This window comes from Streptomyces sp. NPDC107575 (assembly GCF_055657265.1).
Genome location: NZ_JBVKBG010000001.1, coordinates 1 through 26,153 on the forward strand (window position 1 = coordinate 1; position 26,153 = coordinate 26,153).

Sequence of the window (26,153 nt, forward strand, 5' to 3'; positions counted from 1 at the left end):
GACACCGCCTCCGAGCAGCTCGAGGCCCAGCTTCCGGCCGTGGTGTCGGTGACGGACCAGTCGGGTGAGGCCCGCTACCCCTCGTTCAAGGGGATCATGGCGGCGAAGAAGAAGCCGGTCGAGGCGTGGGACCTGGAGGACCTCGACATCGAGGCCGAGGAGGTGGGCCTGGAGGGTGCCTGGACGAAGGTCGCCTCCGCGGACGAGCGTCCGGCGCGCACCGCGGGCACGATCGTCAAGGACGAGGGCGAGGGCGGCAAGCAGCTCGCCGAGTTCCTCGCGGGCCAGAAGTTCATCTGAGCTTCGAGCCCACCCGTTCCGTCGCCCAAGTTCTTTGTGATTGCAGGAGATTGAAGTCCCATGGCTGAAGTTCTGGTCTTTGTCGACCACGTGGACGGTGCCGTCCGCAAGCCCACCCTGGAGCTGCTGACGCTGGCCCGCCGCATCGGTGACCCGGTCGCCGTCGCGCTCGGCAACGGCGCCGCCGACACGCAGGCTGCGCTCGCCGAGCACGGCGCCGTGAAGGTCCTCACGCACGAGGCCGCCGAGTACGCCGACTACCTGGTCGTGCCCAAGGTGGACGCGCTGCAGGCCGCCTACGAGCAGGTGTCCCCGGCCGCCGTGCTGGTGCCGTCGTCGGCGGAGGGCAAGGAGATCGCCGCCCGTCTCGCGCTGCGCATCAAGTCCGGCATCATCACCGACGCCGTCGACCTGGAGGCCGGTGACGGCGCCCCGGTGGCCACCCAGTCGGTGTTCGCCGCCTCCTACACCACCAAGTCGACCGTGAGCACGGGCACGCCGGTCATCACCGTCAAGCCCAACTCCGCGCCCGTCGAGCCGGCCCCCGCCGCCGGTGCCGTCGAGGCGCTTGCGGTGTCGTTCTCGGACGGCGCCACCGGCACCAAGGTCACCTCGCGCACGCCGCGCGAGTCGACGGGCCGTCCGGACCTGACCGAGGCCGCGATCGTGGTCTCCGGCGGCCGCGGCGTCAACGGCGCCGAGAACTTCTCGATCATCGAGGCGCTCGCCGACTCCCTGGGCGCGGCCGTGGGCGCCTCGCGTGCCGCGGTGGACGCGGGCTGGTACCCGCACTCCAACCAGGTCGGCCAGACCGGCAAGAGTGTCTCCCCGCAGCTGTACATCGCCTCCGGCATCTCCGGCGCGATCCAGCACCGGGCGGGCATGCAGACCTCGAAGACGATCGTCGCGATCAACAAGGACGCCGAGGCGCCGATCTTCGACCTCGTCGACTACGGCGTCGTCGGCGACCTCTTCGACGTCGTCCCCGCCCTGACCGAAGAGGTCAAGACCCGCAAGGGCTGAGACAGTTCCGAGGTCGACGGGGCCGCGTGGTGTTCGCACCGCGCGGCCCCGTCCGCGTACCGGGACGATGTACGGGTCTCGAAAAACACCCATTGACGCCGATCACGCCGACGGTTAACTTCGCTATACGGATTGTTGATTCCGTGAAGTGGAAACATCGAGCATATGGAGAGTGCAGGAATGGGTCAGCAGGAGAAGGTGTCGACGAGCCTCGCGGGCGCGGTCAGCGAGAGCATCAGCGCCTCACTCGCCCCGGTCGACGCGGAGCTCGCCCGCCGCTACCCGGGAGACCCCGGCACCCGTCAGCCCGTCCACACGGTCTACGTCCCCGGTGACGCGTTCAACGCCGACACCATCCGCACCTGGGGCGACAAGGCGCTCGCGCAGCTCGACGAGCACGCCCCGGACGCCGCCTCCTTCGCCGCCGCCCTCGGCCTGAGCGAGGAGCTCGCCGAGCCCGTCTACACCCGCGTACGCGCGAAGCTGGAGCGCGAGCCCGTCGAGGATCTGCGCGTCGACTTCGAGGACGGCTACCGGCCCGAGTCCGACGCCGACGAGGACGAGACGGCCGCGCGCGCCGCCCGCGTCATCGCCGAGGCGTACGCGAACGGCACGGCCGCTCCGTACATGGGCATCCGCATGAAGTGCATGGAGGAGGCGGTCCGCGACCGCGCCATCCGCACGCTCGACATCTTCCTCACGGGCCTCATGGAGCACGGCGGCCTCCCCGAGGGCCTTGTCCTCACTCTCCCCAAGGTGACGTACCCGGAGCAGGTCACCGCCATGGTGCGGATCCTGGAGGCCTTCGAGAAGCAGCACGGCCTGGAGCCGGGCCGGATCGGCTTCGAGATCCAGATCGAGACCAGCCAGTCGATCCTCGGCGGCGACGGCACCGCCACGGTCGCCCGCATGATCGAGGCGGCGGAGGGCCGCGCGACCGGCCTGCACTACGGCACCTTCGACTACAGCGCCTGCCTCGGCGTCTCCGCCGCGTACCAGGCCAGCGACCACCCGGCCGCCGACTACGCGAAGGCGGTCATGCAGGTCGCCGCCGCGGGCACGGGCGTGCGCGTCTCGGACGGCTCGACGAACGTCCTGCCCGTCGGCTCCACCGCCAAGGTCCACGACGCCTGGCGCCTGCACTTCGGCCTCACCCGGCGTGCGCTGGCCCGCGCCTACTACCAGGGCTGGGACATGCACCCGGGCCACATCCCGACGCGCTACGCCGCCGTCTTCGCCTTCTACCGCGAGGGCTTCGAGGCCGCCGCCGCGCGCCTGGCCGCCTACGCCCGGCAGGCCGAGGGCGACATCGCCGACGAGCCCGCCACCGCGAAGGCCCTCGCCGGCTACCTGCTGCGCGGCCTCGACTGCGGCGCCCTCGACACCGCCGAGGTCGCCCGCCTCTCCGGCCTCACCCGCGCCGACCTGGAGGGCTACTCGGCCCCGCGCCGCGGCGACCTGACGGCCACGGCCGAATAGGCCCCAGTCCGTCGCTGCCTTTCCCCGGGGACGGCCGGGGGAGGGCAGCGGTGCGTTTTCCCTCCGGGGGTACTCCAGCCGTCTGCGGCCTTCGACCGACACTCCGGGTAACCCGACCCCCTGCGCCCTTCGGCTGGTGGGGCCCAACCCATCGAGTCTCTGTGCCCGTCGGCCGGTGGGGTCTGGCCTATCGAGTCTCTGTGCCCTTCGGCCGGTGGGGTCTGGCCTATCGAGTCTCTGTGCCCGTCGGCCGGTGGGGTCTGGCCTATCGAGATTCTGTGCCCTTCGGCCGGCGGGCTCCGCCCTATCGGGCTTCTGTGCCCTTCGGACGGTGGGGCCTGGCCTATCGAGCCTCTGCGACCTTCGGCCGGCGAACCCCGCCCCATCGAGCCTCTGTGGTGTTCTGGTGTGGGCCCGGCCATCCGAGTCTCTGTGTTGTTCTGGCGGGGGCCTGGCCGTCGAGCCCTTGTGGTGTTCCGTCGACGGGGCCTGGCCATCGAGCCCTTGTGGTGTTCCGTCGACGGGACCTGGCCACCGAGCCCTTGCAGTCTTCGGGCGTCAGGCCCCGAGCAACCAAGCTCCTCCGGTCTTCGGGCGCCAGGAGCGGGCCATCAATCCTTTGCCGCGTCCGAGCGGTGGCTGTCCGAGCCCCAGGGCCGGACACCACGCCCTCGCGGCGTCCCGGCGGAAGGCCACGTATTTCAAGCCCCTGCGGCGATTGAGCAGCGGGGGCCGGGGTGGAGCCCCGAGGCGTCAACGCCGGTGCCGCAGGCAGGGACACCGGCCGACCCCACCCGTTCAGTCCGCCGGAGGAAGCTCCCCGGACCCCCGCTGGATCAGCCGCGTCGGCAGCTCTATGCGCTCCGGCGGCAGCGCCGCGCCGTCCAACTGCAGGAAGAGCCGGTCCGCCGCCGTGCGGCCCAGCTGAGCCGCGTCCTGGGACACCACCGTCACACCCGGCTTCAGCAGGTCGCCCAGCTCGATGTCGTCGAAGCCGACCAGGGCCACGGGGCGCTCGAGTTCGGACAGGACCCGGACGGCCGTGACCGTCACGCGGTTGTTGCCCGAGAAGATCGCCGTGACCGGATCGGGCCCCGTGAGCATCTCCTCCGCCGCGCGCCGCACCCGCTCGGGCTCGGTGACGCCGAGCGACACCCACCGGTCGTCGACGGCGAGCCCGGCCTCCTCCATGGCCGCCCGGTACCCGCGCACACGCTCGACCGCCGTGTGGATGCGGGGCTGATCGCCGATGAAGCCGATCCGACGGTGGCCCCGGGCGATGAGATGGGCGACGCCGTCGCGCGCGCCGCCGAAGTTGTCCGACAGCACCACGTCCGCGTCGATCTTCCCGGCGGGCCGGTCCACGAAGACGGTCGCGACACCGGCGGCGATCTCCGGCGCCAGGTACTGGTGGTCGGAGCCCGCGGGGATCACGACGAGCCCGTCCACGCGCCGCGCGCACAGCGCGAGCACCAGCTCCTGCTCCCGCTCCGGGTCCTCGGCGCTCGACCCGTTGATCAGCAGCGCGCCGTGCGCCCGGGCGACCTCCTCGACGGCGCGGCTGAGCGGTCCGTAGAACGGGTCGGCCAGATCCTCCAGGACGAGTCCGATGCTGGCCGTACGGCCCTTGCGCAGGACGCGCGCGCTGTCGTTGCGCCGGAAGCCGAGCGCGGCGATCGCCTCCTGTACGCGACGCTCGGTGTCCTCGGTGACACCCGGCTCCGCGTTGACGACGCGGGAGACCGTCTTCAGGCCGACCCCGGCCCGCGCGGCGACGTCCTTCATCGTCGGTCGGTTGCCGTAGCGGTTCTCGGTGCGGCGGGCGGTACGGTCCACTGTGCGCTGTCCTGTCCTGTCGTCCCGGCGTGTGGCGTCGAGCATAGGGCCTGGACAACGTTGTCAGATGCGGGAGAGACTGTCCACCACTGATCGGTTGCCGACTCGCAACCGCCCATCCGACCTGCCGTTCCGGGGGAACTGACACTGATGCACATGGACCTCGTCGCCGCGCTCGACATCGGCGGCACCAAGATCGCCGGTGCCCTTGTGGACGACCGGGGCCACCTCATCGTCCGAGCGCAGCGCCCGACCCCCGCGCAGGAGGACGGCGACACGGTGATGGGCGCGGTGGCGGAGGTGCTCCGCGAGCTGACGGCCGACGCCGCGTGGCCCCGGGTGCGCGCCGTGGGCATCGGCAGCGCCGGACCCGTGGACCGCTCGCGGGGCACGGTCAGTCCGGTCAACGTGCCGGGCTGGCGCGGCTTCCCGCTGGTCGACCGGGTGCGCGCCGAGACGGGCGAGCTGCCCGTCGAGCTGATCGGCGACGGCGTGGCCATCACGGCCGCCGAGCACTGGCAGGGCGCGGCCCAGGGGCACGACAACGCGCTGTGCATGGTCGTGTCGACCGGCGTCGGCGGTGGGCTGATCCTGGGCGGCGAGCTGCACCCCGGCCCGACGGGCAACGCGGGGCACATCGGCCACATCAGCGTCGACCTCGACGGCGACCCCTGCCCGTGCGGCGCGCGCGGCTGTGTCGAGCGCATCGCCAGTGGCCCCAACATCGCCCGCCGCGCCCTCGCCGAGGGCTGGCAGCCGGGGCCCGACGGCGACACCACGGCCGTCGCGGTGGCCCGGGCGGCCCGCGCCGGTGACCCGGTGGCGATCGCCTCCTTCGAACGCGCGGCACAGGCCCTCGCGGCGGGCATCGCGGCCACGGCGACGCTCGTCGAGATCGACATCGCGGTGATCGGCGGCGGCGTGGCGAAGTCCGGCGAACTCCTGTTCACACCACTGCGCCGCGCGCTGCGCGACTACGCCACGCTCTCCTTCGTACAGGGCCTCACGGTGGTCCCGGCCTCGACGGGCACGGACGCCGGTCTCGTGGGCGCGGCGGCAGCTGCGCTGCGCGTGGGCCCGGGTGTCAACGGGGTGCGCCGACAAGCGGTTTGAGGCGTCGCGACTTCGGCCGCTATCCGGGCAGTTGGCGGTCCCTGCGGACCGCCTCGCCCACCGTCCAGGCCGGCGCCAGCAGCCCGTCCAGACCGCCCAGCGAGATCAGGCGGAGCGTGAGGCGGTGGCGGCAGACCACGGTGAGGCGGCCGTCGTGCTCGGCGGCCCTGTGCGCGGCACGCTCCAGGAGTCTGAGGCCCGAGCAGTCGAAGAACGTGGTGCCGGTCAGGTCGACGACCACTACGCGATAGGGCCCCGCGGCCACCGAGTTGAGGATCGGCGAGATCCGGTGGAACGTCAGGATGTCGATCTCGCCGACGAGTTCGACCACGACGCAGTCGCCGACGGTGCGCACTATGGGTGCGGGAACGTCGTCCTCGGGTGCGGACGTGATGTCGATGGCTCCGAAAACGCCGAAAGCGCAGTCCTGATGCCCGCTCTGTAGCATGTGGCCCCCCGGGTCATGTGCCCGGCCGGGTCCGCAAGCGGTACCGGGCGGGCGGAACGAGGTCACCGGGGTCCTGGGTGCCTGATCGATCACGCTAGCCGCAGGATTCCCACGTTGTGGTGGCGTAACGATTCCCAAGCGGCTTACGTCACTTGAAGGGGTGAATATCCCCGAAATCGCTTGACGTCCAGGGGAGTTCAGCCCTGTGTGCTACCCGTGTGTTCGGTGCACACCCCGTGTGAACTCCGCACCGTCACCGGGTGTGCACACACGGTGCCATCCTGCGGTCCGTCGCGCTTGACTGTCCCGAAGAAAGTGCGGGAGGCCATGATCAGGGCCGGTCGTCGACCGTCGGGCAGCGGTCGGCGTCGTCCGGCCCGCAGGTCTCCCGCGCGCGGCTCCGGGGCTCCCCCCGATACCCGGGGTCGCACGGGCGGTGTCATGGCGTGCGACCGCCTGGTACGGAGAGCCCGCCTGCCGCGACTTCCCTGGGCGGTGGGCGGGCGCCGTACGCGGGACCCCACGGCGGTCCGCGAGGCCGCTGGCGTGTACATCGATCCCCTCATCAGCGGCTGGTTTCCGTGGCAGGGTGTTGCGGGCAAGCCACAGGGGGCCGATGGATGAGGGGGAACCGTGATCGTCTGGATCAACGGGGCGTCCCGCGCGGGCAAGACCACCGCGGCGCGGGAGTTGATCGACCTGATCCCCGACAGCACACTCTTCGACCCCGAGGTGATCGACGGCGAACTGGAGCGGCTGCTGCCCGCGAAGCGGCTCGCCGAGGTGAGCGACCATCAGGACCTGCCGATCTGGCGGCGCCTCGTCGTCGACACGGCCGCGGCGCTCCTCGCCGAACTGGGCGGGGTGCTCGTGGTGCCGATGGGGCTGCTGCGCGAGGAGTACCGCGACGAGGTCTTCGGTGGGCTCGCGGCCCGACGGATTCCCGTGTGTCATGTGCTCCTTGCTCCAGGGGAAACGATCCTGCGCGCCCGTGACCCCGCCGGTGAGGCCCCCGCCGACATCGAGCCCTACCGGGCCGCGCTCGCCGGCTGGCTCACCGCCGACGCCTACCCCGTCGACAACGGCGCCCTGTCCCCGTACGAGACCGCGTTGCGGATCGCCGCCGCCCTGCGCACCGGGGACGCGCCGTCCTGCGACATCGTGCAGACGCCCGAGCCGACCGCCGAGACGGTCGCCGCGGGCGTGCTGCTCTTCGACGACGAGGACCGGGTGCTGCTCGTCGACCCCACGTACAAGCCGGGCTGGGAGTTCCCCGGCGGCGTCGTCGAGGCGGGCGAGGCGCCCGCGCGCGCGGGCGTGCGCGAGGTGGCGGAGGAGACGGGCATCCAACTCGACGACGTGCCGCGGCTCCTGGTCGTCGACTGGGAGTCACCCGTGCCGCCCGGCTACGGCGGTCTGCGCCTCCTCTTCGACGGCGGCCGCCTCGTGGGCGCGCGGGCCCGTGAAGTGCTGCTGCCGGGGCCCGAACTGCGCGCCTGGCGCTTCGTGACGGAGAGCGAGGCGGCCGTGCTGCTGCCGCCCGTGCGCTTCGAGCGGCTGCGCTGGGCCCTCAGGGCGCGCGAACGCGGCGCCGCCCACTACCTGGAGGCCGGTGTCCCGGTGGGATGAGCGTGCGCCACCGCCGCCTGCAGCTTCGCGCCCGCCCCGCCCACCACCGGATCGCCGTGCCCGAAGCACGCCACGTCGCTGTCGAGCGCGGCGAGCCGCCGGTACGAGTCGACGGCCCGCGCCTTGTCCAGGTTGAACACGCCGAGGACCACCTGCCCGTCGAGCGGTGACACCGCGATCGCGTCGCCCGTGAACAGCACGCCGTGCGCCGGGAGATGGATCCCGATCGAGCCGTCGGTGTGCCCCGGTGCCCCGATCACGCGCGCCCCGTCCCCGAAGTCGAGCGCGTCACCGTCGTCCAACTCCCTTACGTAGTAAGGGAGCACGGGTTCGGCGGGCGGCGGCGGGAGCAGGGCGAGCGCCTGCGCGTGGAGCGGGCGTTCCCAGTCCTCGTACACGGGCCCCGGGCCGGTTCGCTCGCCCTGTATGAACGGCGCGTCAAGCCGGTGCGCGGACACCTCGGCCCCGCTCAGCCGCGCGAACTCCCCGGCGCCGCCCGCATGGTCCTCGTGGAAGTGCGTGAGCACGATCCGCCGTACGTCGCCGGGGTCGTGCCCCCAGTCCCGTACGGCGTCCGCGATCGGCTCCGCCGCGCCGGGCGCGCCCGCGTCGACGAGGGTCAGTTCGTCGCCGTCGCGCCAGAGATAGGCCTGGCCCACCGGGAAGCGCAGCATGCGCAGCCGGGGCGTGAGGTCGAAGACCTCGGTGGGTGCGTAGGTCGTCATGCCCGCGACCGTACGAGGGGCGCGGGCACGGCGTCGTACGTCTTGGCCCAGAGCAGATTCGCCCTGGAGCGGCGTCAGCTGGCGGTCGCGTACTTCTGCAGGAAGAGGGCCTCCGCCACCGAGAGGCGCTCCAGCTCCTCGGGGGACACCGACTCGTTGACCGCGTGGATCTGGGCCTCCGGCTCGCTCAGGCCGATGAGGAGGATCTCCGCCTCCGGGTAGAGCGAGGCGAGCGTGTTGCACAGCGGGATGGAGCCGCCCTGGCCCGCGTAGCTCATCTCCTGGCCGTCGTACGCCTGCTTCATGGCGTCGGCCATCGCCGCGTACGCCGGGCTCGCGGTGTTCGCGCGGAACGGCTGGCCCTGGCCGACCTGTTCGACCTTCACCCGGGCGCCCCACGGGGTGTGCGCCTCGATGTGCGCCATCAGGAGCTTCGTGGCCTCCGAGGCGTCGGTGCCCGGCGGAACGCGCAGGCTGATCAGTGCGCGGGCGCCCGCCTGCACGGACGGCGTGGCGCCGACGACGGGCGGGCAGTCGATCCCGAGGACGGTGACGGCGGGGCGCGCCCAGATGCGGTCGGCGACCGTGCCGGAGCCGATCAGCTCGACTCCGTCGAGCACCTTCGCGTCGCCCCGGAACGCGTCCTCGTCGTACTGCAGGCCGTCCCAGGACTCGGCGGAGTCGAGACCGTCGACGGTCGTCGAACCGTCCTCGGCGCGCAGCGAGTCCAGGACGCGGATCAGGGCGCCCAGCGCGTCCGGGGCGGCGCCGCCGAACTGGCCGGAGTGCAGGTTGCCTTCGAGGGTGGCCATCTCGACGCGGACCAGCGTCATGCCGCGCAGCGTCGCCGTCGCGGTGGGCAGGCCGACGCGGAAGTTGCCCGCGTCGCCGATCACGATCGTGTCGGCGGTCAGCAGCTCCGGATGCTGCTCGGCGTAGCGCTCCAGGCCGCCCGTGCCCTGCTCCTCGGAACCCTCCGCGATCACCTTGACGTTGACCGGGACGCCGCCGTTCGCCTTCAGCGCGCGGATCGCGAGGAGGTGCAGGAGCACGCCGCCCTTGCAGTCGGCCGAGCCGCGCCCGTACCAGCGGCCGTCCTCCCGCTCGGTGAGCTCGAACGGGGGCGTCACCCACGCCGCCTCGTCCAGCGTCGGCTGCACGTCGTAGTGCGCGTACAGCAGCACCGTCGGCGCGCCCGCGGGGCCCGGCAGGAATCCGTACACCGACTGCGTGCCGTCCGGGGTGTCGAGCAGCGCGACATCCTGGAAACCCTCGGTGCGCAGCGCGTCGGCGACCCAGTTGGCGGCGCCCTCGCTCTCGCTCTTCGGGTACTGCTCGAAGTCCGCCACCGACTTGAAGGCGACCAGTTCGGTCAGCTCCGCCTTCGCCTTCGGCATGAGTGAGGCGACGGTCTCGGCAATCGGATGCGGCGACATGGGCACGCTCCTCGTAGGTGCGACGTTGTGCAGGGTGTGCGAAAGATCCTCCCACAGGGGGCTCGCGCACCGCCCGCCGTAGGATGCCTGGGACAGGTGCGGCAGGCATTCCAAGATGGCCGAAACGGGAGCAGCAGACCATCGTGAGCAGCGAGAATCCGGCGACGGACGGCACGGACGGCAACGAGACGGGCGACGGCGGGCCCTCCGGGAGCGTGTGGGACGTCGTCGTCGTGGGCGCGGGCCCGGCCGGCGCCTCCGCCGCGTACGCGGCCGCGAGCGCGGGGCGTCGGGTGCTGCTCCTGGAGAAGGCCGAACTGCCCCGCTACAAGACGTGCGGCGGCGGCATCATCGGCCCTTCGCGGGACGCGCTGCCGCCCGGCTTCGTGCTGCCGTTCAAGGACCGGATCAACGCGGTGACGTTCTCCCTGAACGGCCGGTACACGCGCACCCGGCGCTCCAAGAAGATGCTGTTCGGGCTCATCAACCGGCCCGAGTTCGACGCCCAGCTCGTCGAGCACGCGCAGAAGGCGGGCGCCGAGCTGCGCACCGGTGTCACGGTGACGAGCGTCGAGCAGCACGGCAGTGCCGTGCCCGACCGGCGCACCGTCGCCGTCGGACTCCAGGGCGGCGAGACGGTCCTGGCGCGGGCCGTGGTCGGGGCCGACGGCAGCGCGAGCCGGATCGGCGCGCACGTCGGCGTGGAGATGGACCAGGTGGACCTCGGCCTGGAGGCGGAGATCCCGGTCCCGCGAAGTGTCGCCGAGGACTGGCAGGGGCGGGTCCTGATCGACTGGGGGCCGATTCCCGGCAGTTACGGCTGGGTGTTCCCGAAGGGCGACACGCTCACCGTCGGCGTGATCTCGGCGAAGGGCGAAGGGGCCGCCACCAAGCGGTACTTGGAGGACTTCATCGCGCGGCTCGGGCTCGCCGGCTTCGAACCGTCGATCTCGTCCGGGCATCTGACGCGCTGCCGCGCCGACGACTCGCCGCTCTCGCGCGGCCGGGTCCTGGTGTGCGGCGACGCGGCGGGGCTCCTGGAGCCGTGGACCCGGGAGGGCATCTCGTTCGCGCTGCGTTCGGGGCGGCTCGCGGGGGAGTGGGCGGTACGTGTCTCGGAGGCGCGCGACGCGGTGGACGCGCGGCGTCAGGCGCTGAACTACGCGTTCGCCGTCAAGGCCGGTCTCGGCGTCGAGATGTCCGTCGGCAAGAGCATGCTGTCGGTCTTCGAGCGCAAGCCGGGGCTGCTGCACGCGGCCCTCACCTCGCTGCGCCCCGCGTGGAACGCGTTCGCGAGGATCACGCGGGGCTCGTCCTCCCTGGGCGAGCTGGTGCGGACGCATCCGGTGGCGGGGCGGGCGCTGTCCCGGCTGGACCGCTGACGGTCGCTCGACCGCCGGCGGTCACTTGAACGTGATGCGGAAGACCGGGTGGTCCGGCGCGATCCGGCGCAGTTCGGCGTCGGGGGAGTCGGGCCCCACCCCGTTGAAGAACACCCCGACCTCGGCCTTCCAGCGCTTGAGGTAGGCGCGCAGGAGGGCCGGCTTGTCGTCGTCCGCGACCTCGGTCGCGGTGAAGGCGTCGGCCTTCTTGCCCAGGCGCAGTTCGCCGCCGCCCGCGGCGCGCATGTTGTGGGTCCACTGGACGTGGCCGCGCGGGGCCACGAGGTAGTCCTGGCCGTCCACGGTCATGAGGTTGACCGGCGTGGTGCGCCACTCGCCGCTCTTGCGGCCCCGCACGGCGAGGACGCGGGAGCCCCAGACGCTGAGACCCCGCCGGGTCATCCACGCCACGGCCCGGTTCATGACGTTCACGGTGAACCAGCCGGGCTTCTTGACGTGCGTGGACGTGGACATGGGGTCCTCCTGGAAAGTGTGAGCGGTGCTCTCGCTTGAGAGCAGTGTGCACCGCTTTGGTGATCCACATCAAGAGCAGTGCTCTCTTTTTTGAGCAGCGCACCGCAATGTGTGCACCGCTCCCCACCCGTGGAAGACTCGAACCATGAGTACGAGCCGCAGCACACCCCCACGCGCCACAAGTGCCGCCCAAGGAGCCCGCGCCCGCGCCCGGCAGGAGGTCACCGCCGCGATCAAGGACGAGGCGCGCAGACAGCTCGCCGAGAGCGGCGCGGCCAAGCTCTCGCTGCGCGCCGTGGCCCGCGAGCTCGGCATGGTCTCCTCCGCCCTGTACCGCTACTTCCCCAGCCGCGACGATCTGCTGACCGCGCTGATCATCGACGCGTACGACGCCCTGGGCGCGGCCGCCGAGCGCGCCGACGTCGGCTTCGTCCGCACGTCGTCGGCCACCGAGCGCTGGAGCGCCGTGTGCGGGGCGGTCCGGGACTGGGCCCTGGCGTACCCGCACGAGTACGCGCTCATCTACGGATCGCCCGTGCCCGGCTACACGGCGCCGGACAGCACGGTCCAGGCCGCCGCGCGCGTCGGACAGCTGCTCATCGGGATCGTCCGCGACGCGCACCAGGGCGGCGGCGTGGTGCCGCCCCCGCTCTCCGAAGGGCTGCGGGCCGAGGCCGGGCGGATGGCCGCGGACCTCGCGCCGGATCTGCCGCCGGAGGTGGTCGCCGCACTCGTCGCCGCGTGGGCGCAGCTGTTCGGGCTCGTCGGCTTCGAGCTGTTCGGCCAGTTCAACCGCGTCGTCGAGGACCGCTCGGCGTTCTTCGACCACGCCGTGTCGCGGCTCGCCCGGGACGTCGGGCTCTCCGCGTAGCCGTACCCCTCCGTAGCCGTCCCCGCCTCGCAGTCGTACTCCCGCGGAAGTACGGGTGATCACCTCGCACGGCGGACGCCGGGGAACGCCCCCGGCGCTTAGCGTGGCGGCATGGACGAGCAGCGCGTACGCGACGGTGGCCCGCCCCGGCAGTGGGGCGGGCCACCGGGGCTGCGCGAGCGCTGGGGACGCGGGCCCGCCGAGGGCGAGCGGCGGTGGCCCTGGCGCTCCACGCTGCTCGTCACCGCGTTCGTGCTCGCGGGGACGAACTTCGCCGCGCACGGGCAGGCGGGCGAGCGCGCCGACCTGGACCTCTTCGCGCGGCTGCTGATGCTCACCGGGGGCGCCCTGCTCCTGTGGCGGCAGCGCCATCCCGTCCTCGTCGCGTTCGGCACGACGGCGTGCGTGACCGTGTACCTGGGCGCCGGATATCCGTACGGACCGGTGTTCCTGCTCGTCGCCCTCGCGTGCTTCTCCGCGATCGTGGCGGGGCGCAGATGGGCCGCGTGGGCGGCCGCCGGGATGCTCTGGGCGGGGCATCTGCTCATCGGGCACTGGCTCTACGCGTATCTGCCGCCGTCGGGGGACGGGCCCGCCCCGTGGGCGCAGGAGGGCATCGTCGCGGCCTGGGTGCTCGCCGTCATGGCGATCGCCGAACTGGCGCGGGTCCGGCGCGAACAGTGGGAGCACGCGCGCGTGGAGCGGGAGAAGGCGGCCAGGCGGCGGGCCGACGAGGAACGCCTGCGCATCGCCCGCGAACTGCACGACGTGCTCGCCCACTCGATCTCCGTGATCAACGTGCAGGCGGGCGTCGGACTCGCCCTGCTCGACACCGACCCGGAACAGGCGCGCACCGCGCTCACCACCATCAAGAGCGCGAGCAAGGAGGCGCTGGGCGAGGTGCGGCAGGTCCTCGACACCCTCAGGACACCGGGCGAGGCGCCCCGCGCACCCGCACCCGGCCTCGACCGCCTCCCGGAACTCGTCGACCAGGCCGCGGGCGCCGGCCTCACCGTCGACGTCACCACCGAAGGGAGGCGGACGGCGCTGCCGCCGGGCGCGGACCTCGCCGCGTTCCGCATCGTGCAGGAGGCGCTCACCAACGTCGTCCGGCACTCGGGCTCACGCCACGCGCGCGTACAACTGTCGTACGGGGACGGCACGATGACACTCACCGTCGACGACGAAGGACCCGCGACCCACGCCGACGCGGGCGGCAGCGGCAACGGGCTCGCCGGAATGCGCGAGCGGGCCGCGGCCCTCGGTGGCACGATCGAGGCGGGCCCGCGCGCCGACGGAGGCTTCCGGGTGGTCGCACGGCTGCCCTTCACCGCCACGAACCGGGAGGCCGCGAAGTGATCCGCGTACTGCTCGCCGACGATCAGTCGCTCGTCCGCGCCGGTTTCAGGGCGCTGCTCGACGCGCAGCGCGACATCGAGGTCGCGGGCGAGGCGGCGGACGGCGAGGAAGCGGTCCGCCTGGTGCGCGAGCTGCGTCCCGACGTCGTGCTCATGGACATCCGCATGCCGCTGCTCGACGGCCTCGAGGCGACCCGCAGGATCGGCGAGGACGCGGACCTGGAGGCGGTGAAGGTGGTCATGCTCACCACCTTCGAACTCGACGAGTACGTCTTCGAGGCCATCCGCTCGGGCGCCTCCGGGTTCCTCGTCAAGGACACCGAACCGGACGAACTGCTGCGCGCCGTCCGGGCCGTGGTGCACGGCGACGCGCTGCTCTCGCCGGGCGTCACCCGGCGCCTGATCGCCGAGTTCGCGGCGCGCTCGAAGGAACCGGCGGCCGCGGCGCCGCTCGCCGAACTGACCGAGCGGGAGCGCGAGGTGATGGCGCTCGTCGGCATCGGCCTGTCCAACGAGGAGATCGCCCGCCGCCTCGTCGTCAGCCCGCTCACCGCGAAGACCCATGTGAGCCGCGCGATGGTGAAACTGGGCGCCCGCGACCGGGCCCAACTCGTCGTCCTCGCCTATGAGTCGGGGCTCGTGCGGCCGGGGTGGCTGGGCTGAGCCCGGCGGCTCACGAAGGGCTCCGCGGGGCCACCAGACCGGATTCGTAGGCGAGCACCACGAGGTGGGCGCGGTCGCGGGCCCGGAGCTTGGACATGGCCCGGTTGATGTGCGTCTTCGCGGTCAGCGGTGTGATCACCATGCGCTCGGCGACCTCGTCGTTGGAGAGCCCGTGGGCGACCAGGACGACGGCCTCGCGCTCACGGTTCGTCAGCTCGTCGAGACCCTTCGCCAGGCCCGGGTGCGGGGGCTGGGTGACGTACCGGTCGATCAGTTTGCGGGTGATCGAGGGCGCGAGCAGCGCGTCGCCGCGCGCCGCGACCCGGACCGCGTGCAGGAGGTCCTCCGGCACGATGTCCTTCACCAGGAAGCCCGCGGCCCCGGCCCGCAGCGCGTCGAAGACGTACTCGTCCAGGCCGTAGTTGGTCAGGACGACGACGTGCACCTGGTCGAGTGCCGGGTCCGCGGCGATGCGGCGGGTCGCCTCGATGCCGTCGACGACCGGCATCCGGATGTCGATGAGCACGATGTCGGGCAGGTGCCGCCGGGTGAGCGCCAGGCCCTCCGCGCCGTCGGCGGCCTCGGCCACCACCTCGATGTCGTCCTCCAGGTCGAGGAGCGCGCGGAACCCGCTGCGGATGAGCGGCTGGTCGTCGACGAGGAGGACGCGGATCGGACCGCCCGGTGATTCGGTCAAGGTGTGCGCTCCACGGGCAGTTCGGCCAGGACTCGGAAACCGCCCTCGGCGCGGGGCTCCGCCCGCAGGGTGCCGCCGAGTGCGGTGACCCGTTCCCGCATGCCGAGCAGGCCGATGCCGGGCAGCGGGGCGGCGCCGGGGGAGGCCCGGCCGTCGTCGTCGACGCGCAGGACGAGGGTGTCCGCGCGGTGGTCGACGGTGACCTCGGCGGTGCGGGCGGCGGCGTGCCGGGCGACGTTCGTCAGTGCCTCCTGGACGATGCGGTAGGCGGTGCGCTGGACGGCGGCCGGCACTTCCGGCCGGCGGCCCTGGACCGTAAGCCGTGTCTCCAGGTCGCCGGTCCCGGCCCGCTTCACCAACTCCGGTATGTCGTCGAGGGTGTGCGGGGGACGTGTGTCGTCGTCCCGCAGTGCCTCCAGGGTCGCCCGCAGCTCCCGGCTCGCCTCGCGGCCCGCCTCCTGGATCGCCAGGAGCGGCTCCGGCACCCGCTCGCCGCGCCTGAGCGCCACGTGGACGGCGACCTCGGCCTGCAGCTTCACGATCGAGATCTGGTGGGTCAGCGAATCGTGCAACTCCCGCGCGATCCGCAGCCGTTCCTCGTCGGCGCGCCGACGCGCGGTCTCCTCCCGCGTGCGCTCCGCCTCGTCCGCCCGCCGCTCGGCCTGCCGCAGCGCTTCCCCCGCGGCGGCCGCCGCGACCAGCCAGCCGAGTTCGAGGGCGCCCCGCGAGTGCGAGAAGGCGTCCCCCACCGACGTGCCGTGCGGTGACACCAAGTACGCGAGGGGGAGCGCGGCCATGACGGCCACGGACGCCACCGCCGTGCTCGTCCGGTGGCCCTCGCGCACCGCTGCGTACACCGCGAACAGATAGGCCACGACCGGTACGTCGACGCCGGTCGCCTGGTAGCCGACCGCGGTCAGGCCGGTCGTCGCGAGCACGGCGACGGGGGCCCGGCGTCGCGCGTACAGTGCGAGGCCGCCGGTCAACAGCAGTGCGCAGCCCAGGAGTTCGAGACCGGAGTCGGGCCGGTCGCCGGAGAGCGCGGCGGCGAGCAGCATGGCCGCGACGCAGCCGGCGATCACCGCGTCCCTGACGCCCGCCCGTACAGCGAACCGTTCGGTGCCCATGCGCGCAATCTAGCCGCAGGACGCCGGGCACGGACCCTGCGCGCGGACGATGTGCCCGCTACCGCCGCCGCGGCAGCAGGGGCGGATGTACCGCGCCCGCGGCAGCCGACTGCGGCGGTCGCCGCAGCCCGAAGAGTCCGCGGCTGCCGGACGACGGCGCCGCGCACCGGCGACATGCTCGAAGCGTCAACTCGCAACACATCGATGACGAAGGAGAATCCCATGTCAGGCCTGATGTCAGCGCGGTCCGCGCTCGCCTCGGTCCGGGCGGCCGAGGTCGACTCCACCACCCTCACCGCCGACCGCGTGTGGGCCACGTCCGCCGCGGTGCTCGGACTCGTCGGCGTGATCCTCGCGGGCCTGGCGCTCGCCCGCGCCGACCGCAGGTACGCCGTCGTGGCGCAGGCGGCCGGACTGGTCGCAGTGGTGATCGGCGCGCTGAACCTGACGCTGGCCGACGGCGGGCCCGGTACCGGCAACGGGGTCGTCGGCGGCGGCATCGCCCTCGTGCTCGGTGTGGCGGCGGCGGTCGTCGGACGACTGGCACAGCGCCGCTCCCGCGGGGGCGGGGCAGCGCCGCACCAGCCGGTCCGGTGACCTCAGACTCCCGAGTGCTCCCGCCAGAACGCGGCGAGCGCCGGGTCCCCGCTCACCTCGGGGAACGGCAGCCGGTTCCACAGCGCCAGGTACAAACGCGCCGCGGGACCGGCCAGCTCGCACTCCGCCTCGCCCACGGCGCCGCGCTCGGCCGCCGGCGGGTCCTGCGTGATGCGCACCGTCCACACGGCGTCCGCGCCGGCGTCGGTGGCGCGCACGCGCAGGGTCCGGGGCACGTCCGAGCGGACCCGGCTGCGCTTGCGGGCGTGGAAGCCGATGAGCAGCTCGTCGATGCCGTCGACGGCGAACTCCGGGGTGATCGGGTCGGGTTCCTCGTGGGTGGCCCGGTTCACGGCCGACTGCGCGTCCACGCGGTGCACGGCCGTCTCGTGCGCCTGGCGGCGCGCCCAGAACGCCAACGGAGAGGGGGCCGGGAGGAAGGACCAGCAGTCCAGGTCGGGCCGTGCGGCCGTGAGGGTGTCGACGAGCCGGCGGTGGCCCTCGCGGTACCAGTCGAGCAGGGCCTCGCCGTCCAGGTCGGAACGGTCCTCCAGAGGTTGGCGCTCCTGGAGCCCCTCCGCCACGTACGAGGTCGCCCAGCGGTGCACCGCGCCCTGGTGCCGCAGAAGATCGCGCACCTGCCAGCCGGGGCACGTGGCCACCTTGGCGTCGACGCCCGCCTCCTCGGCGGCCGCGGCCAGCAACCGGCCTTCGGCGTCCACGATTCGAATGTGTTCGGCAATCTGCATACGCAGAGTCTGCCGCCTCAAGTGTCCGTGTACGCAAGTCAATTGATCACGCGATCACGGGGGCATGTGATCACGCGCTCACGTCGTCGCCACCCGGCGCGTCGCGAAGCCGATCGTGGCCGCCACGGCGGCGAGCAGGGCCACGCTCGTCAGGGCCGCGGACAGCGAGAACCAGTCCGCCATGAAGCCGATCGCGGGCGGGCCGAGCAGCATGCCGCCGTAGCCGAGCGTGGACGCGGCCGCGACGCCCGTGGGTCCGGCGAGCGCTCCCGCGCGTTCGATCGCGACGGGGAAGAGGTTGGCGAGGCCGATCCCGGTGATCGCGAAGCCGAGCAGCGCGAGCCACACCGTGGGCGCCAGCGATCCGAGCAGCATGCCGAACGCGCCGGTCAGTCCGCCGGCCACCAGCGTCCGGGTCCTGCCGAGCCGTTCGAGCAGTGCGGTACCGGTGAGCCGGCCGATCGTCATGGCGAACGCGAAGCACGAGTAGCTGGCGGCCGCGATGCCCGGGTGGGCGTGCAGGTCCTGCTCCATGTGCAGCGCGCTCCAGTCGGCCAGCGCCCCCTCGCCGTACGCCGTGCAGAGCGCGATGAGGCCGAAGACGAGGACGAGGAGGCGGGTGCGGCCGTCGATGCGGGGGCGTGTCCGCTCGCCGGTGTCCTGGTCCGAGGTCGCGGGCGTACGGTCCACCGGCCCCGGCGCCGGGTGGCGCAGCAGGGTCGGGGCGGCGCACGCGGTGACGACGAGGCCGAGCGCGGCGATCGCCATCAGGTGCTTGGTGGGCGACAGATGTGCCGCGACCAGTCCGCCGAGACCCGAACCGACCATGCCGCCGAGGCTGAACGCGGCGTGGAAGCTGGGCATGATCGGCCTGCCGAGGGCGCCGACCAGGTCGACGGCGGCGCTGTTCATCGCCACGTTGATGCCGCCGTACGCCGCCCCGAACGCGAGCAGGACGAGGCCCAGCGCGAGCGGCGAGTGCGTGAGCGGCGGCAGGATCACGGTCAGCGGGAGCAGCACGCCGCAGGCGACGGTCACCGCGTGCGAGCCGAAGCGCCGGCACAGGCGTCCGGTCAGCATCATCGTGATGACGGCGCCGGCCGAGACGCCGAGCAGCGCGAGACCGAGCGCGCTCGCGGACGCCCCGGTCTGCTCCTTGACGGCGGGGATCCGCACCACCCACCCGGCGAAGACGAAGCCGTCGAGCGCGAAGAACGCGGTGATGGCCAGGCGCAGCCGGGCCAGGGACGCGGTGCGGGGGTCGTCGGCGCTGACGGACCCTAGTTTGTTTAGTAGCGGCACAAAGTCAGATTAGAGCGCGACTCCGCGGCCGAACAAGGGGTGGCCCACAGGTGTGTGTAGGTCACACGGTGAGCACCCGCACCCCTGCCTCCTCGAACCGCTCCAGGGTCGCCTTGTCCGCCGCCGTGTCCGTGACCAGGACGTCGACCTGCGACACGTCGCAGATCCGGGCGAACGCCCGGTGGCCCAGCTTGCTGGAGTCGGCCGCGACCACCACCCGCTCCGCCCGCTCGCACAGCATCCGGTTGATCGCCGCCTCCGCCTCGTCGTGCGCGGACGCGCCGTGCGTGACGTCGAGGCCGACGACGCCGAGAACCGCCGTGTCGAGCGTGACCTGACCGAGCACCCCGTCGGCGAGCGGGCCGATCAACTCGTACGACTGCGGGCGCGCGACCCCGCCGGTGAGCACGATCTTGAACTGGGGCCGCACCGCCAGCTCGTTGGCGATGTTGAGCGCGTTCGTGACGATCGTGAGCGCGGGTGTGCCGGACGCGAGATCGGGCCGGACGGCGAGCGCCCGCGCCACCTCCGTCGTGGTCGTGCCGCCGGTGAGGCCGACCGCCTCGCCCGGCGTGAGGAGTTCCGCGACCGCCTTGGCGATGCGCTGCTTCTCGGCGGCGCCGAGCGCGGACTTGTAGCGCAACGGGAGTTCGTAGCTGACCCCGTGCACGACCGCGCCGCCGCGCGTGCGCACCAGCATCTGCTGCTCGGCGAGCCCGTCGAAGTCGCGGCGGATGGTCGCGGCGGAGACGCCGAGTTCGCTCGCCGCGTCCTCCACGTCCAGGCGCCCGCGTTCGACGAGCAGTTCCAGGAGGGACTTCCAGCGGGCGTCGCGGGACATCGGCGGCTCCAACTCCTCGTTCGGTTCGGTGGCACGACCTTAACTGCCATGCGCACTAATGCTTGATTGTGCGCGAAAGCTGGCTATATCTTGCAGGAACACGCATTCACTGAGCGCGCCCCCAGAGGCGTGACCAACCGCGGAGTGGGGGCACGGCATGAGCAACGTCCACAGGGAAAGCCACGTCGAAAACGAACTGAAGAGCCAGCCGGAGTGCTGGACGCGGGCCGCCGGGCTCGCCACCAGGCACAAGGCGGCGCTGCCCGCGGCGGGGGAGCGGGTCGCGATCGTCGGCTGCGGCACCTCCTGGTTCATGGCGCAGGCCGCCGCCGCCCTGCGCGAGCAGGCCGGTCAGGGCGAGACCGACGCCTTCGCCGCGTCGGAGTTCCCCTCCGGCCGGACCTACGACCACGTGATCGCGCTGACCCGGTCCGGCACCACCACCGAGGTCCTCGACCTCCTCGCCGCCCACCGCGGCAGGTCCCGCACCACGGCGATCACCGGCGACCCGGCGACGCCGATCGCGGACGCCGCGGACGATCTGGTCGTCCTCGACTTCGCCGACGAGCAGTCCGTCGTCCAGACCCGCTTCGCCACCACCGCCCTCACGCTGCTGCGCGCACACCTCGGCCTGCACTCCGAGCAGGCGGTCGCCGACGCGCGCACCGCGCTCGCCGAGCCGCTGCCCGAAGGCCTCGTGGACTGCGAGCAGTTCACCTTCCTCGGCCGCGGCTGGACGGTCGGCCTCGCGAACGAGGCGGCGCTGAAGATGCGCGAGGCGTCCCTGTCCTGGACCGAGGCGTACCCGGCGATGGAGTACCGGCACGGCCCCATCAGCGTCACCACCTCCGGCACCGCCACGTGGATGCTCGGCGACGCCCCCGAAGGCCTGGCCGAGCAGGTCGCCGCGACGGGCGCGCTCTGGATCGAGGGCCGCCTCGACCCGCTGGCCGAACTGGTCCGCGCCCAGCGCCTCGCGGTCGCGGTGGCCGCCCGTCGCGAACTCGACCCGGACCGTCCCCGCCACCTCACCCGCTCGGTGATCCTCGACGCCAACTGACCCGTCCAACAAGGCTCTTGAGAAGGGAGGGGCCGTGCCCCTCGCAGCAACAGGAACCCTCGTGGGCGCGGCGGCGGACCGGCGCGGCGCCGTGGCCGCGTTCAACGTGATCACCCTCGAACACGTCGAGGCGGTCATCGCGGGCGCCGAGGCGGCCGACGCCCCGGTCATCCTCCAGATCAGCGAGAACGCCGTGCGCTACCGCTACGGCCGCCTCCTGCCGCTGGCGCGCGCCGCGGTCGCCGCCGCCGATGCCGCGCGCGTCGACGTCGGCCTGCACCTGGACCACGTACAGAGCGACGACCTGCTGCGGCAGGCCGCCGACGCCGGGTTCGGCTCGGTGATGTACGACGCCGCGCGCCTGCCCTACGACGAGAACCTCGCCGCGACCCGCGCCGCCGTCGACTGGGGGCACGCCAACGGCCTGTGGGTGGAGGCCGAGCTGGGCCAGGTCGGCGGCAAGGACGGGGCGGCGCCGCTGGACGCGCACGCGCCCGGCGCCCGCACCGATCCCGGGGAGGCCCGCGCCTACGTCACCGACACGGGCGTGGACGCGCTCGCCGTCGCGGTCGGCTCCTCGCACGCGATGACGACCCGTACGGCCACGCTCGACCACGACCTGCTGAAGGCGCTCGCCGAAGGGCTCGACGTGCCGCTGGTGCTGCACGGCTCGTCCGGCGTGCCCGACGACGAACTGGCGGCGGCCGTCCGCGGCGGCATCGCGAAGGTCAACGTGGGCACGGCCCTGAACATCGCGATGACCACCGCGATCCGCGAGTTCCTCACCGCACACCCCGAGGCGGTCGACTCGCGCAAGTACCTCGGGGTGGCGCGCGAGGCGATGGCGCGCACCGTGAGCGAGCTCATCGGGGTGGTGCGGGGCTGAGAGGTGTCGCCGGTGTTCCGGAGGTCCTTGGTGTTTCGGACGCTCTACGGGCGCCAGTAGACGGACTTGACCCAGATCGTCGCGAGCGCGTCGATGGCGCGCTCCTCGTCCACCGCGCTGCCGTCGCCGCGCCCCATCCAGATGTAGCAGGAGTGCTCCAGCATCGCCGAAAGGGCCGACGCCGTCAGCTCGGGGTCGGCCCCGGGGCAGTACCCGTCCTGCTGCGCCCGCCGGATCTCGGCCGCGATCATCCGCGTGCCCCCGGCGCGGATCGCGAGCCACCGGTCGCGGAACTCCTCCTCCAGCATGGACGCCTGGAACACCCCGACGAGTTCGCCGCGGTGCCTGCGGTACGTGTGCCAGAACGCGGCCACCGCCTCGCGCAGCGCCTCCTGGGGTGCGAGGCCGGCGCGGTAGGGCCGCTTCGTGAGCTCGGAGGCCTCGCGGTGGAAGTCCTCGGCGAGCGCGGCGAGGAGGTCGGCCTTGGTGTCGTAGTAGTTGTAGAACGACGCCACCGACTTGCCGGCCTCGGCCGCGATGTCGCTGATCCGCGCGTTGAGATAGCCGTCCCTGGCGAACACGGTCCGGGCGGCGGCGCGGAACGCCTCGTCGGTCTCGCGGCCCTTCCGGGTCGCCTTCGCCGTCCGCTCGGCGCCCGGCCGGGCCGCGGTCGTCGCCTTGCGCGCGGGCCTGACGGTGTGTCTCCTCATGCTGCGGCCTCCCCCTCTCGACGCCGCGATGCTATCCGGACCTGCCCCGCACCTGGGACGACGGGTCTTCGTGGGCGCTACGAGACCCGGCGGGCGTGCCCGGCCCAGAACGGTTCGCGCAAGGGCCCCTTGAGCACCTTTCCCGTGGCGTTGCGCGGCAGGTGTGCGGCCACCGTGATGCCGGTGGGTGTCTTGAAGTGGGCGAGCCGCTCCCGCGCCCAGCCGAGGAACGGCTCGGGCGCGAACTCCCGCTCCGTGTCGGCGGGGACGAGGACGGCGTGCACCGTCTCGCCCCAGCGCGGGTGCGGAACGCCGATGACCGCGACCTCGCGCACCGCGGGATGCGCCGCGAGCACCGCCTCCACCTCCGCCGGATACACGTTCTCGCCGCCGGACACGATCATGTCCTTGAGCCGGTCGACGAGCGTGAGGTAGCCCTCGTCGTCGAACGTGCCGATGTCCCCCGTGCGATAGAAGCCGTCGGCGGTGAGCACTTGGCGGGTGGCCTCAGGATCGTTCCAGTAGCCGGGGAAGGGGGCCGCGCCGCGCACCTGGATCTCGTCGTGCTCGCCGAGGCGTATCTCCCAGCCCAGCGAGGGGCGGCCCGCCGTGGCGAGGCGTCCGCGGGACACGTCGTGGTCGGCGGGCGTCAGCGAGCTGATCGGCAGCGGCCCCGTTTCGGTGCTCGCGTACGCCTGCCGGAACCGGCAGCCCAGCGTGGTGACGGCCCGCTCCAGCACATCGGGTCTGATGGCCGACGCCCCGTAGACGATCTCGACCAGCGCTGACAGGTCCGGCGGCGTGCCGCGCGAGGCGACCTCCGACGTCACCGCGTCCACCAACGTCGGTACGAGCTGGGTGAGTTGGATGCGCCGGGCCGACAGCTCGTCCACGAACCGGGACGCCGCGAAGCCGTCCAGCAGATGCAGATGGCCGCCCGTGAACAGGGCGTATCCCAGATTCACGAGCCCCGCGACGTGGAACAGCGGCAGCGCGCTCAGGTGGCGGGCGCCCGGCACGGCCTCCGGCACCTCCAGGGACATGAAGGTGGCCGCCGAGATCAGCATCTCGTGGGTGACCGGCACCAGTTTGGGCCGCCCCGTCGTGCCGCTGGTGTGCAGCAGCGCGCAGGGGGAGTCGGCCCGCATGCGCTCGTGCGGGCGGACGGGGGCGGGCGAGGCGGCCGGGGTGTCGGGCACGAGGGGGAGGACGGTGCCGTCGAACCCGTCGACGGAGTCGATGAGTGGGGCGCACGCCTCGTCCACCACGACATGACGGGGTTTCATCATGCCGAGCAGGACCGCGACTTCGGGCGCCGCCAGCCGCCAGTTCACCGGTGCGGGCAGCGCACCGGCCCGCAGCAGGCCGAAGAGCGCGACCCCCCACTCCACCCTGTTGTGCGCGAGCAGCGGGACCACGTCGCCCGGTGTCACCCCGGACGCCGCGAGGCGCGCCGCCTCCCGCTCCACCGCGTCCGTGAGGTCCGCGTAGCCGAGCTCGCCTCCCCGGTCGTCGCTGAGCGCGAGCCGGTCGGCGTCGTGCGCGGCGCGCCAGTCCAGAACGTGCTGCCAGGCCGGCACGGCGTCAGCCGGCGGTGGCCGGGGAGACCCGGTCGGCCGCGATCTTCGGGGTGTGGGCGACATCTCCCGGCGCGCCCATCTCCCGGCGCCAGCAGGCGAATTCGAGCAGGATGCCATCGGGGTCCTGGAAGTAGAAGGACCGCACGAAGACGCCGTCGTGCAGCTTCTCGGCGTACCCGTCCTCGCTGTCGTCGTGGTCGATGACCGGGCTGACCCGGACGCCGTCCTCCTTGAGCCTGGCGCGGTACTCCAGGAACCGCTCCTCCGGCACGTTGATCGCGACGTGGTTCATGGTGCCGACCGCCGAGGTCCACTCGCCGATGCCGGGCACGGTCACCGGCCGGGACACCCCCGGCACCGCGTCGGGCGCGTCGGCGAACCAGAAGAACGCCAGCGCGTTGCCGCCGCCCATGTCGAAGAAGAAGTGCTGCCCGGCGCCGCCCGGGAACTCGATCGTCTTGATCAGACGCATGCCGAGGACGCGTGTGTAGAAGTCCACCGTGCGCTCCATGTCCGCGCACACCAGGGCGAGATGGTTGACCCCGCCCAGCTCGTACTTCGGGTTCCGCCATGTCATGTGCCGGACCTCCTGTCGTCGACCGGTGAATCCTGTTCTGAATCTAAACTCAGATTCAGAACTGCGCTAGGGTGCCGACGCATCAGGCGTTCGGGGGCCCTTGGTCACCCGCTCCCGTCAGCCGGACCGGTCAGCCGTTCTCGTCAGAGGAGGCAGCGCAGTGCAGGAAATCACCAGGGAATTCGTCGGGTTGGCATCGCCACTGGTGGGGCGGGCGGGGGCCGGAGGCCATCCCTGTCAGGGCATCTACCACCACCCCAAGGGGCACCGGCCGACCACGGCGTTCATCGCCACCCACTACAACGTCGACTTCTCCGAGCACTACTTGGCGTCGTATCTCGCCGAGCGGGGCTACGGCTTCCTCGGCTGGAACACCCGCTTCCGTGGCAACGAGCCGTACTTCCTCCTCGACCACGCGCTGGCGGAGATCGGCGTCGGGGTGCGCTGGCTGAAAGAGGTCGCGGGCGTCGAACGCGTCGTGCTGCTCGGCAACTCCGGCGGCGGCTCGCTGATGGCGGCCTACCAGTCGCAGGCGGTCGAGCCGAACGTGCTGCCCACCGCGGGTGCCCGGCCCGTCGAGGCGATCCAACGCCTCGACGCGGGCGACCTGTTCGTGGCGCTCGCCGCGCACTCCGGGCGGCCCGAGGTGCTCACCAACTGGATGGACCCCTCGGTCACGGACGAGACCGACGCCCTCTCCGTGGACCCGGACCTCGATCCCTTCGACCCGCGCAACCCGGCCCCGTACGACGAGGAGTTCCAGCGGCGCTACCGGGCGGCGCAGCGGGCCCGCAACGAGCGGATCACCGACTGGGCGCTGGAGCGGCTCGACGCGCTGCGCGGCACCCGTGCCCGCGACGAGCTCTTCCAACTCCACCGCACCTGGGCCGACCTGCGGATGATCGACCCGGCCATCGAGCCGTCGGACCGCCGCCCGAACTGGTGCTACCTGGGCGAACCCGCCCGCGCCAACTACGGCATGTTCGGCATCGGCAAGCAGTCCACCCTCCGCACCTGGCTGTCGATGTGGAGCCTGCGCACCTCGCAGTGCATCGCCGCCCCGCACCTCGCCAGGATCACCGTGCCGTCCCTCGTGGTGCACGCCACCGCCGACGCCTGCGTGTACGACAGCGACGCCGACGCGCTGTTCCGCCATCTCGCCGCCACGGACAAGCGCCTGGAGACCGTCAAGTCCGACCACTATCTCCAGGAGCCGGACGACACCAGGGCCGTGGCCGCGGACCTGATCGCGAACTGGGTGGCGCAGCGGACGCCGTGACACCACGGACG

General features: G+C 72.6%; 26 protein-coding genes. 13 read left to right on the top strand and 13 right to left on the bottom strand.

The window, feature by feature from the left end; all coding sequences use genetic code 11:
* The 3 genes from ACZ7L4_RS00005 to ACZ7L4_RS00015 all read left to right on the top strand — a co-directional run.
* A partial coding sequence (locus tag ACZ7L4_RS00005) for an electron transfer flavoprotein subunit beta/FixA family protein (protein ID WP_472098325.1) occupies positions 1-300 on the top strand: 300 nt, incomplete at its 5' end.
* A 60-nt stretch (positions 301-360) separates the two neighbouring features.
* On the top strand, positions 361-1,323 hold the full coding sequence (locus ACZ7L4_RS00010) for an electron transfer flavoprotein subunit alpha/FixB family protein (RefSeq protein ID WP_472098326.1): 963 nt from the start codon (positions 361-363) through the stop codon (positions 1,321-1,323).
* 180 nt (positions 1,324-1,503) lie between these two features.
* On the top strand, positions 1,504-2,802 hold the full coding sequence (locus ACZ7L4_RS00015) for a DUF6986 family protein (protein ID WP_472100311.1): 1,299 nt from the start codon (positions 1,504-1,506) through the stop codon (positions 2,800-2,802).
* A gap of 798 nt (positions 2,803-3,600) precedes the next feature.
* Here the strand turns inward: ACZ7L4_RS00015 and ACZ7L4_RS00020 are convergent.
* Positions 3,601-4,683, bottom strand: a complete 1,083-nt coding sequence (locus ACZ7L4_RS00020; protein WP_385764748.1) for a LacI family DNA-binding transcriptional regulator — start codon at positions 4,681-4,683, stop codon at positions 3,601-3,603.
* A 105-nt stretch (positions 4,684-4,788) separates the two neighbouring features.
* Between ACZ7L4_RS00020 and ACZ7L4_RS00025 the strand changes: the two genes are divergently transcribed.
* Positions 4,789-5,751: an ROK family protein gene (locus ACZ7L4_RS00025; RefSeq protein ID WP_472098327.1), complete on the top strand. Its 963-nt coding sequence runs from the start codon at positions 4,789-4,791 to the stop codon at positions 5,749-5,751.
* Positions 5,752-5,770: 19 nt separating this feature from the next.
* Here ACZ7L4_RS00025 and ACZ7L4_RS00030 read toward each other — a convergent pair whose 3' ends face one another.
* On the bottom strand, positions 5,771-6,199 hold the full coding sequence (locus ACZ7L4_RS00030) for an STAS domain-containing protein (RefSeq protein ID WP_472098328.1): 429 nt from the start codon (positions 6,197-6,199) through the stop codon (positions 5,771-5,773).
* Positions 6,200-6,832: 633 nt separating this feature from the next.
* Between ACZ7L4_RS00030 and ACZ7L4_RS00035 the strand changes: the two genes are divergently transcribed.
* The gene (locus ACZ7L4_RS00035) at positions 6,833-7,828 is read left to right on the top strand and encodes an NUDIX domain-containing protein (protein WP_472098329.1); all 996 of its coding nucleotides are present in this window, start codon (positions 6,833-6,835) and stop codon (positions 7,826-7,828) included.
* On the opposite strand, the gene ACZ7L4_RS00040 is transcribed toward ACZ7L4_RS00035, so the two are convergent.
* On the bottom strand, positions 7,798-8,553 hold the full coding sequence (locus ACZ7L4_RS00040) for an MBL fold metallo-hydrolase (protein ID WP_472098330.1): 756 nt from the start codon (positions 8,551-8,553) through the stop codon (positions 7,798-7,800). The genes ACZ7L4_RS00035 and ACZ7L4_RS00040 overlap by 31 nt on opposite strands.
* Positions 8,554-8,627: 74 nt before the next feature.
* On the bottom strand, positions 8,628-9,989 hold the full coding sequence (locus ACZ7L4_RS00045; RefSeq protein ID WP_472098331.1) for a M20/M25/M40 family metallo-hydrolase: 1,362 nt from the start codon (positions 9,987-9,989) through the stop codon (positions 8,628-8,630).
* A 143-nt stretch (positions 9,990-10,132) separates the two neighbouring features.
* Here ACZ7L4_RS00045 and ACZ7L4_RS00050 point away from each other — a divergent pair, with 143 nt between their 5' ends.
* Complete coding sequence (locus tag ACZ7L4_RS00050; RefSeq protein ID WP_472098332.1) at positions 10,133-11,371, top strand: geranylgeranyl reductase family protein; 1,239 nt, start codon at positions 10,133-10,135, stop codon at positions 11,369-11,371.
* Positions 11,372-11,392: 21 nt separating this feature from the next.
* On the opposite strand, the gene ACZ7L4_RS00055 is transcribed toward ACZ7L4_RS00050, so the two are convergent.
* Positions 11,393-11,845 carry a nitroreductase family deazaflavin-dependent oxidoreductase gene (locus ACZ7L4_RS00055; RefSeq protein WP_450817756.1) on the bottom strand — a complete coding sequence of 151 codons (453 nt, stop codon included), beginning with the start codon at positions 11,843-11,845 and terminating at the stop codon, positions 11,393-11,395.
* Between the two features lie 145 nt (positions 11,846-11,990).
* Between ACZ7L4_RS00055 and ACZ7L4_RS00060 the strand changes: the two genes are divergently transcribed.
* The 3 genes from ACZ7L4_RS00060 to ACZ7L4_RS00070 all read left to right on the top strand — a co-directional run bounded on the left by ACZ7L4_RS00060 (position 11,991) and on the right by ACZ7L4_RS00070 (position 14,737).
* Entirely contained in the window at positions 11,991-12,716 is a 726-nt protein-coding gene (locus ACZ7L4_RS00060; protein WP_472098333.1) for a TetR/AcrR family transcriptional regulator, read from the top strand.
* A gap of 111 nt (positions 12,717-12,827) precedes the next feature.
* Positions 12,828-14,075, top strand: a complete 1,248-nt coding sequence (locus ACZ7L4_RS00065) for a sensor histidine kinase (protein ID WP_472098334.1) — start codon at positions 12,828-12,830, stop codon at positions 14,073-14,075.
* Positions 14,072-14,737 (top strand): response regulator transcription factor, encoded by a 666-nt coding sequence (locus tag ACZ7L4_RS00070; protein WP_472098335.1) that lies wholly within the window; start codon positions 14,072-14,074, stop codon positions 14,735-14,737. Before ACZ7L4_RS00065 ends, ACZ7L4_RS00070 begins: the two co-directional genes overlap by 4 nt.
* A 10-nt stretch (positions 14,738-14,747) precedes the next feature.
* On the opposite strand, the gene ACZ7L4_RS00075 is transcribed toward ACZ7L4_RS00070, so the two are convergent.
* Positions 14,748-15,434 (bottom strand): response regulator, encoded by a 687-nt coding sequence (locus ACZ7L4_RS00075; protein ID WP_472098336.1) that lies wholly within the window; start codon positions 15,432-15,434, stop codon positions 14,748-14,750.
* Positions 15,431-16,561: a sensor histidine kinase gene (locus ACZ7L4_RS00080; protein WP_472098337.1), complete on the bottom strand. Its 1,131-nt coding sequence runs from the start codon at positions 16,559-16,561 to the stop codon at positions 15,431-15,433. The genes ACZ7L4_RS00075 and ACZ7L4_RS00080 overlap by 4 nt, the downstream gene beginning before the upstream one ends.
* Before the next feature lie 222 nt (positions 16,562-16,783).
* Between ACZ7L4_RS00080 and ACZ7L4_RS00085 the strand changes: the two genes are divergently transcribed.
* Positions 16,784-17,158: a DUF6223 family protein gene (locus tag ACZ7L4_RS00085; RefSeq protein ID WP_472098338.1), complete on the top strand. Its 375-nt coding sequence runs from the start codon at positions 16,784-16,786 to the stop codon at positions 17,156-17,158.
* 2 nt (positions 17,159-17,160) lie between these two features.
* On the opposite strand, the gene ACZ7L4_RS00090 is transcribed toward ACZ7L4_RS00085, so the two are convergent.
* The 3 genes from ACZ7L4_RS00090 to ACZ7L4_RS00100 form a co-directional block, all read right to left on the bottom strand.
* The gene (locus tag ACZ7L4_RS00090; RefSeq protein ID WP_472098339.1) at positions 17,161-17,907 is read right to left on the bottom strand and encodes a maleylpyruvate isomerase family mycothiol-dependent enzyme; all 747 of its coding nucleotides are present in this window, start codon (positions 17,905-17,907) and stop codon (positions 17,161-17,163) included.
* 78 nt (positions 17,908-17,985) lie between these two features.
* Positions 17,986-19,209 carry an MFS transporter gene (locus tag ACZ7L4_RS00095; RefSeq protein WP_472098340.1) on the bottom strand — a complete coding sequence of 408 codons (1,224 nt, stop codon included), beginning with the start codon at positions 19,207-19,209 and terminating at the stop codon, positions 17,986-17,988.
* Positions 19,210-19,270: 61 nt separating this feature from the next.
* Entirely contained in the window at positions 19,271-20,050 is a 780-nt protein-coding gene (locus ACZ7L4_RS00100; protein ID WP_472098341.1) for a DeoR/GlpR family DNA-binding transcription regulator, read from the bottom strand.
* Positions 20,051-20,207: 157 nt separating this feature from the next.
* Between ACZ7L4_RS00100 and ACZ7L4_RS00105 the strand changes: the two genes are divergently transcribed.
* Both ACZ7L4_RS00105 and ACZ7L4_RS00110 read left to right on the top strand, forming a co-directional pair.
* The gene (locus tag ACZ7L4_RS00105) at positions 20,208-21,110 is read left to right on the top strand and encodes an SIS domain-containing protein (protein ID WP_472098342.1); all 903 of its coding nucleotides are present in this window, start codon (positions 20,208-20,210) and stop codon (positions 21,108-21,110) included.
* 34 nt (positions 21,111-21,144) lie between these two features.
* Entirely contained in the window at positions 21,145-21,996 is an 852-nt protein-coding gene (locus tag ACZ7L4_RS00110) for a class II fructose-bisphosphate aldolase (RefSeq protein ID WP_472098343.1), read from the top strand.
* Positions 21,997-22,040: 44 nt separating this feature from the next.
* Here the strand turns inward: ACZ7L4_RS00110 and ACZ7L4_RS00115 are convergent, their stop codons facing one another.
* The 3 genes from ACZ7L4_RS00115 to ACZ7L4_RS00125 all read right to left on the bottom strand — a co-directional run bounded on the left by ACZ7L4_RS00115 (position 22,041) and on the right by ACZ7L4_RS00125 (position 24,863).
* Positions 22,041-22,706: a TetR/AcrR family transcriptional regulator gene (locus ACZ7L4_RS00115; protein WP_472098344.1), complete on the bottom strand. Its 666-nt coding sequence runs from the start codon at positions 22,704-22,706 to the stop codon at positions 22,041-22,043.
* A gap of 77 nt (positions 22,707-22,783) precedes the next feature.
* A complete protein-coding gene (locus tag ACZ7L4_RS00120) occupies positions 22,784-24,286 on the bottom strand; it encodes a class I adenylate-forming enzyme family protein (RefSeq protein WP_472098345.1) in 1,503 nt (500 codons plus the stop codon).
* 4 nt (positions 24,287-24,290) lie between these two features.
* Complete coding sequence (locus ACZ7L4_RS00125; protein WP_472098346.1) at positions 24,291-24,863, bottom strand: VOC family protein; 573 nt, start codon at positions 24,861-24,863, stop codon at positions 24,291-24,293.
* A 160-nt stretch (positions 24,864-25,023) separates the two neighbouring features.
* Here ACZ7L4_RS00125 and ACZ7L4_RS00130 point away from each other — a divergent pair, with 160 nt between their 5' ends.
* Entirely contained in the window at positions 25,024-26,142 is a 1,119-nt protein-coding gene (locus ACZ7L4_RS00130) for an alpha/beta hydrolase family protein (RefSeq protein ID WP_472098347.1), read from the top strand.
* Positions 26,143-26,153 lie beyond the last annotated feature (11 nt).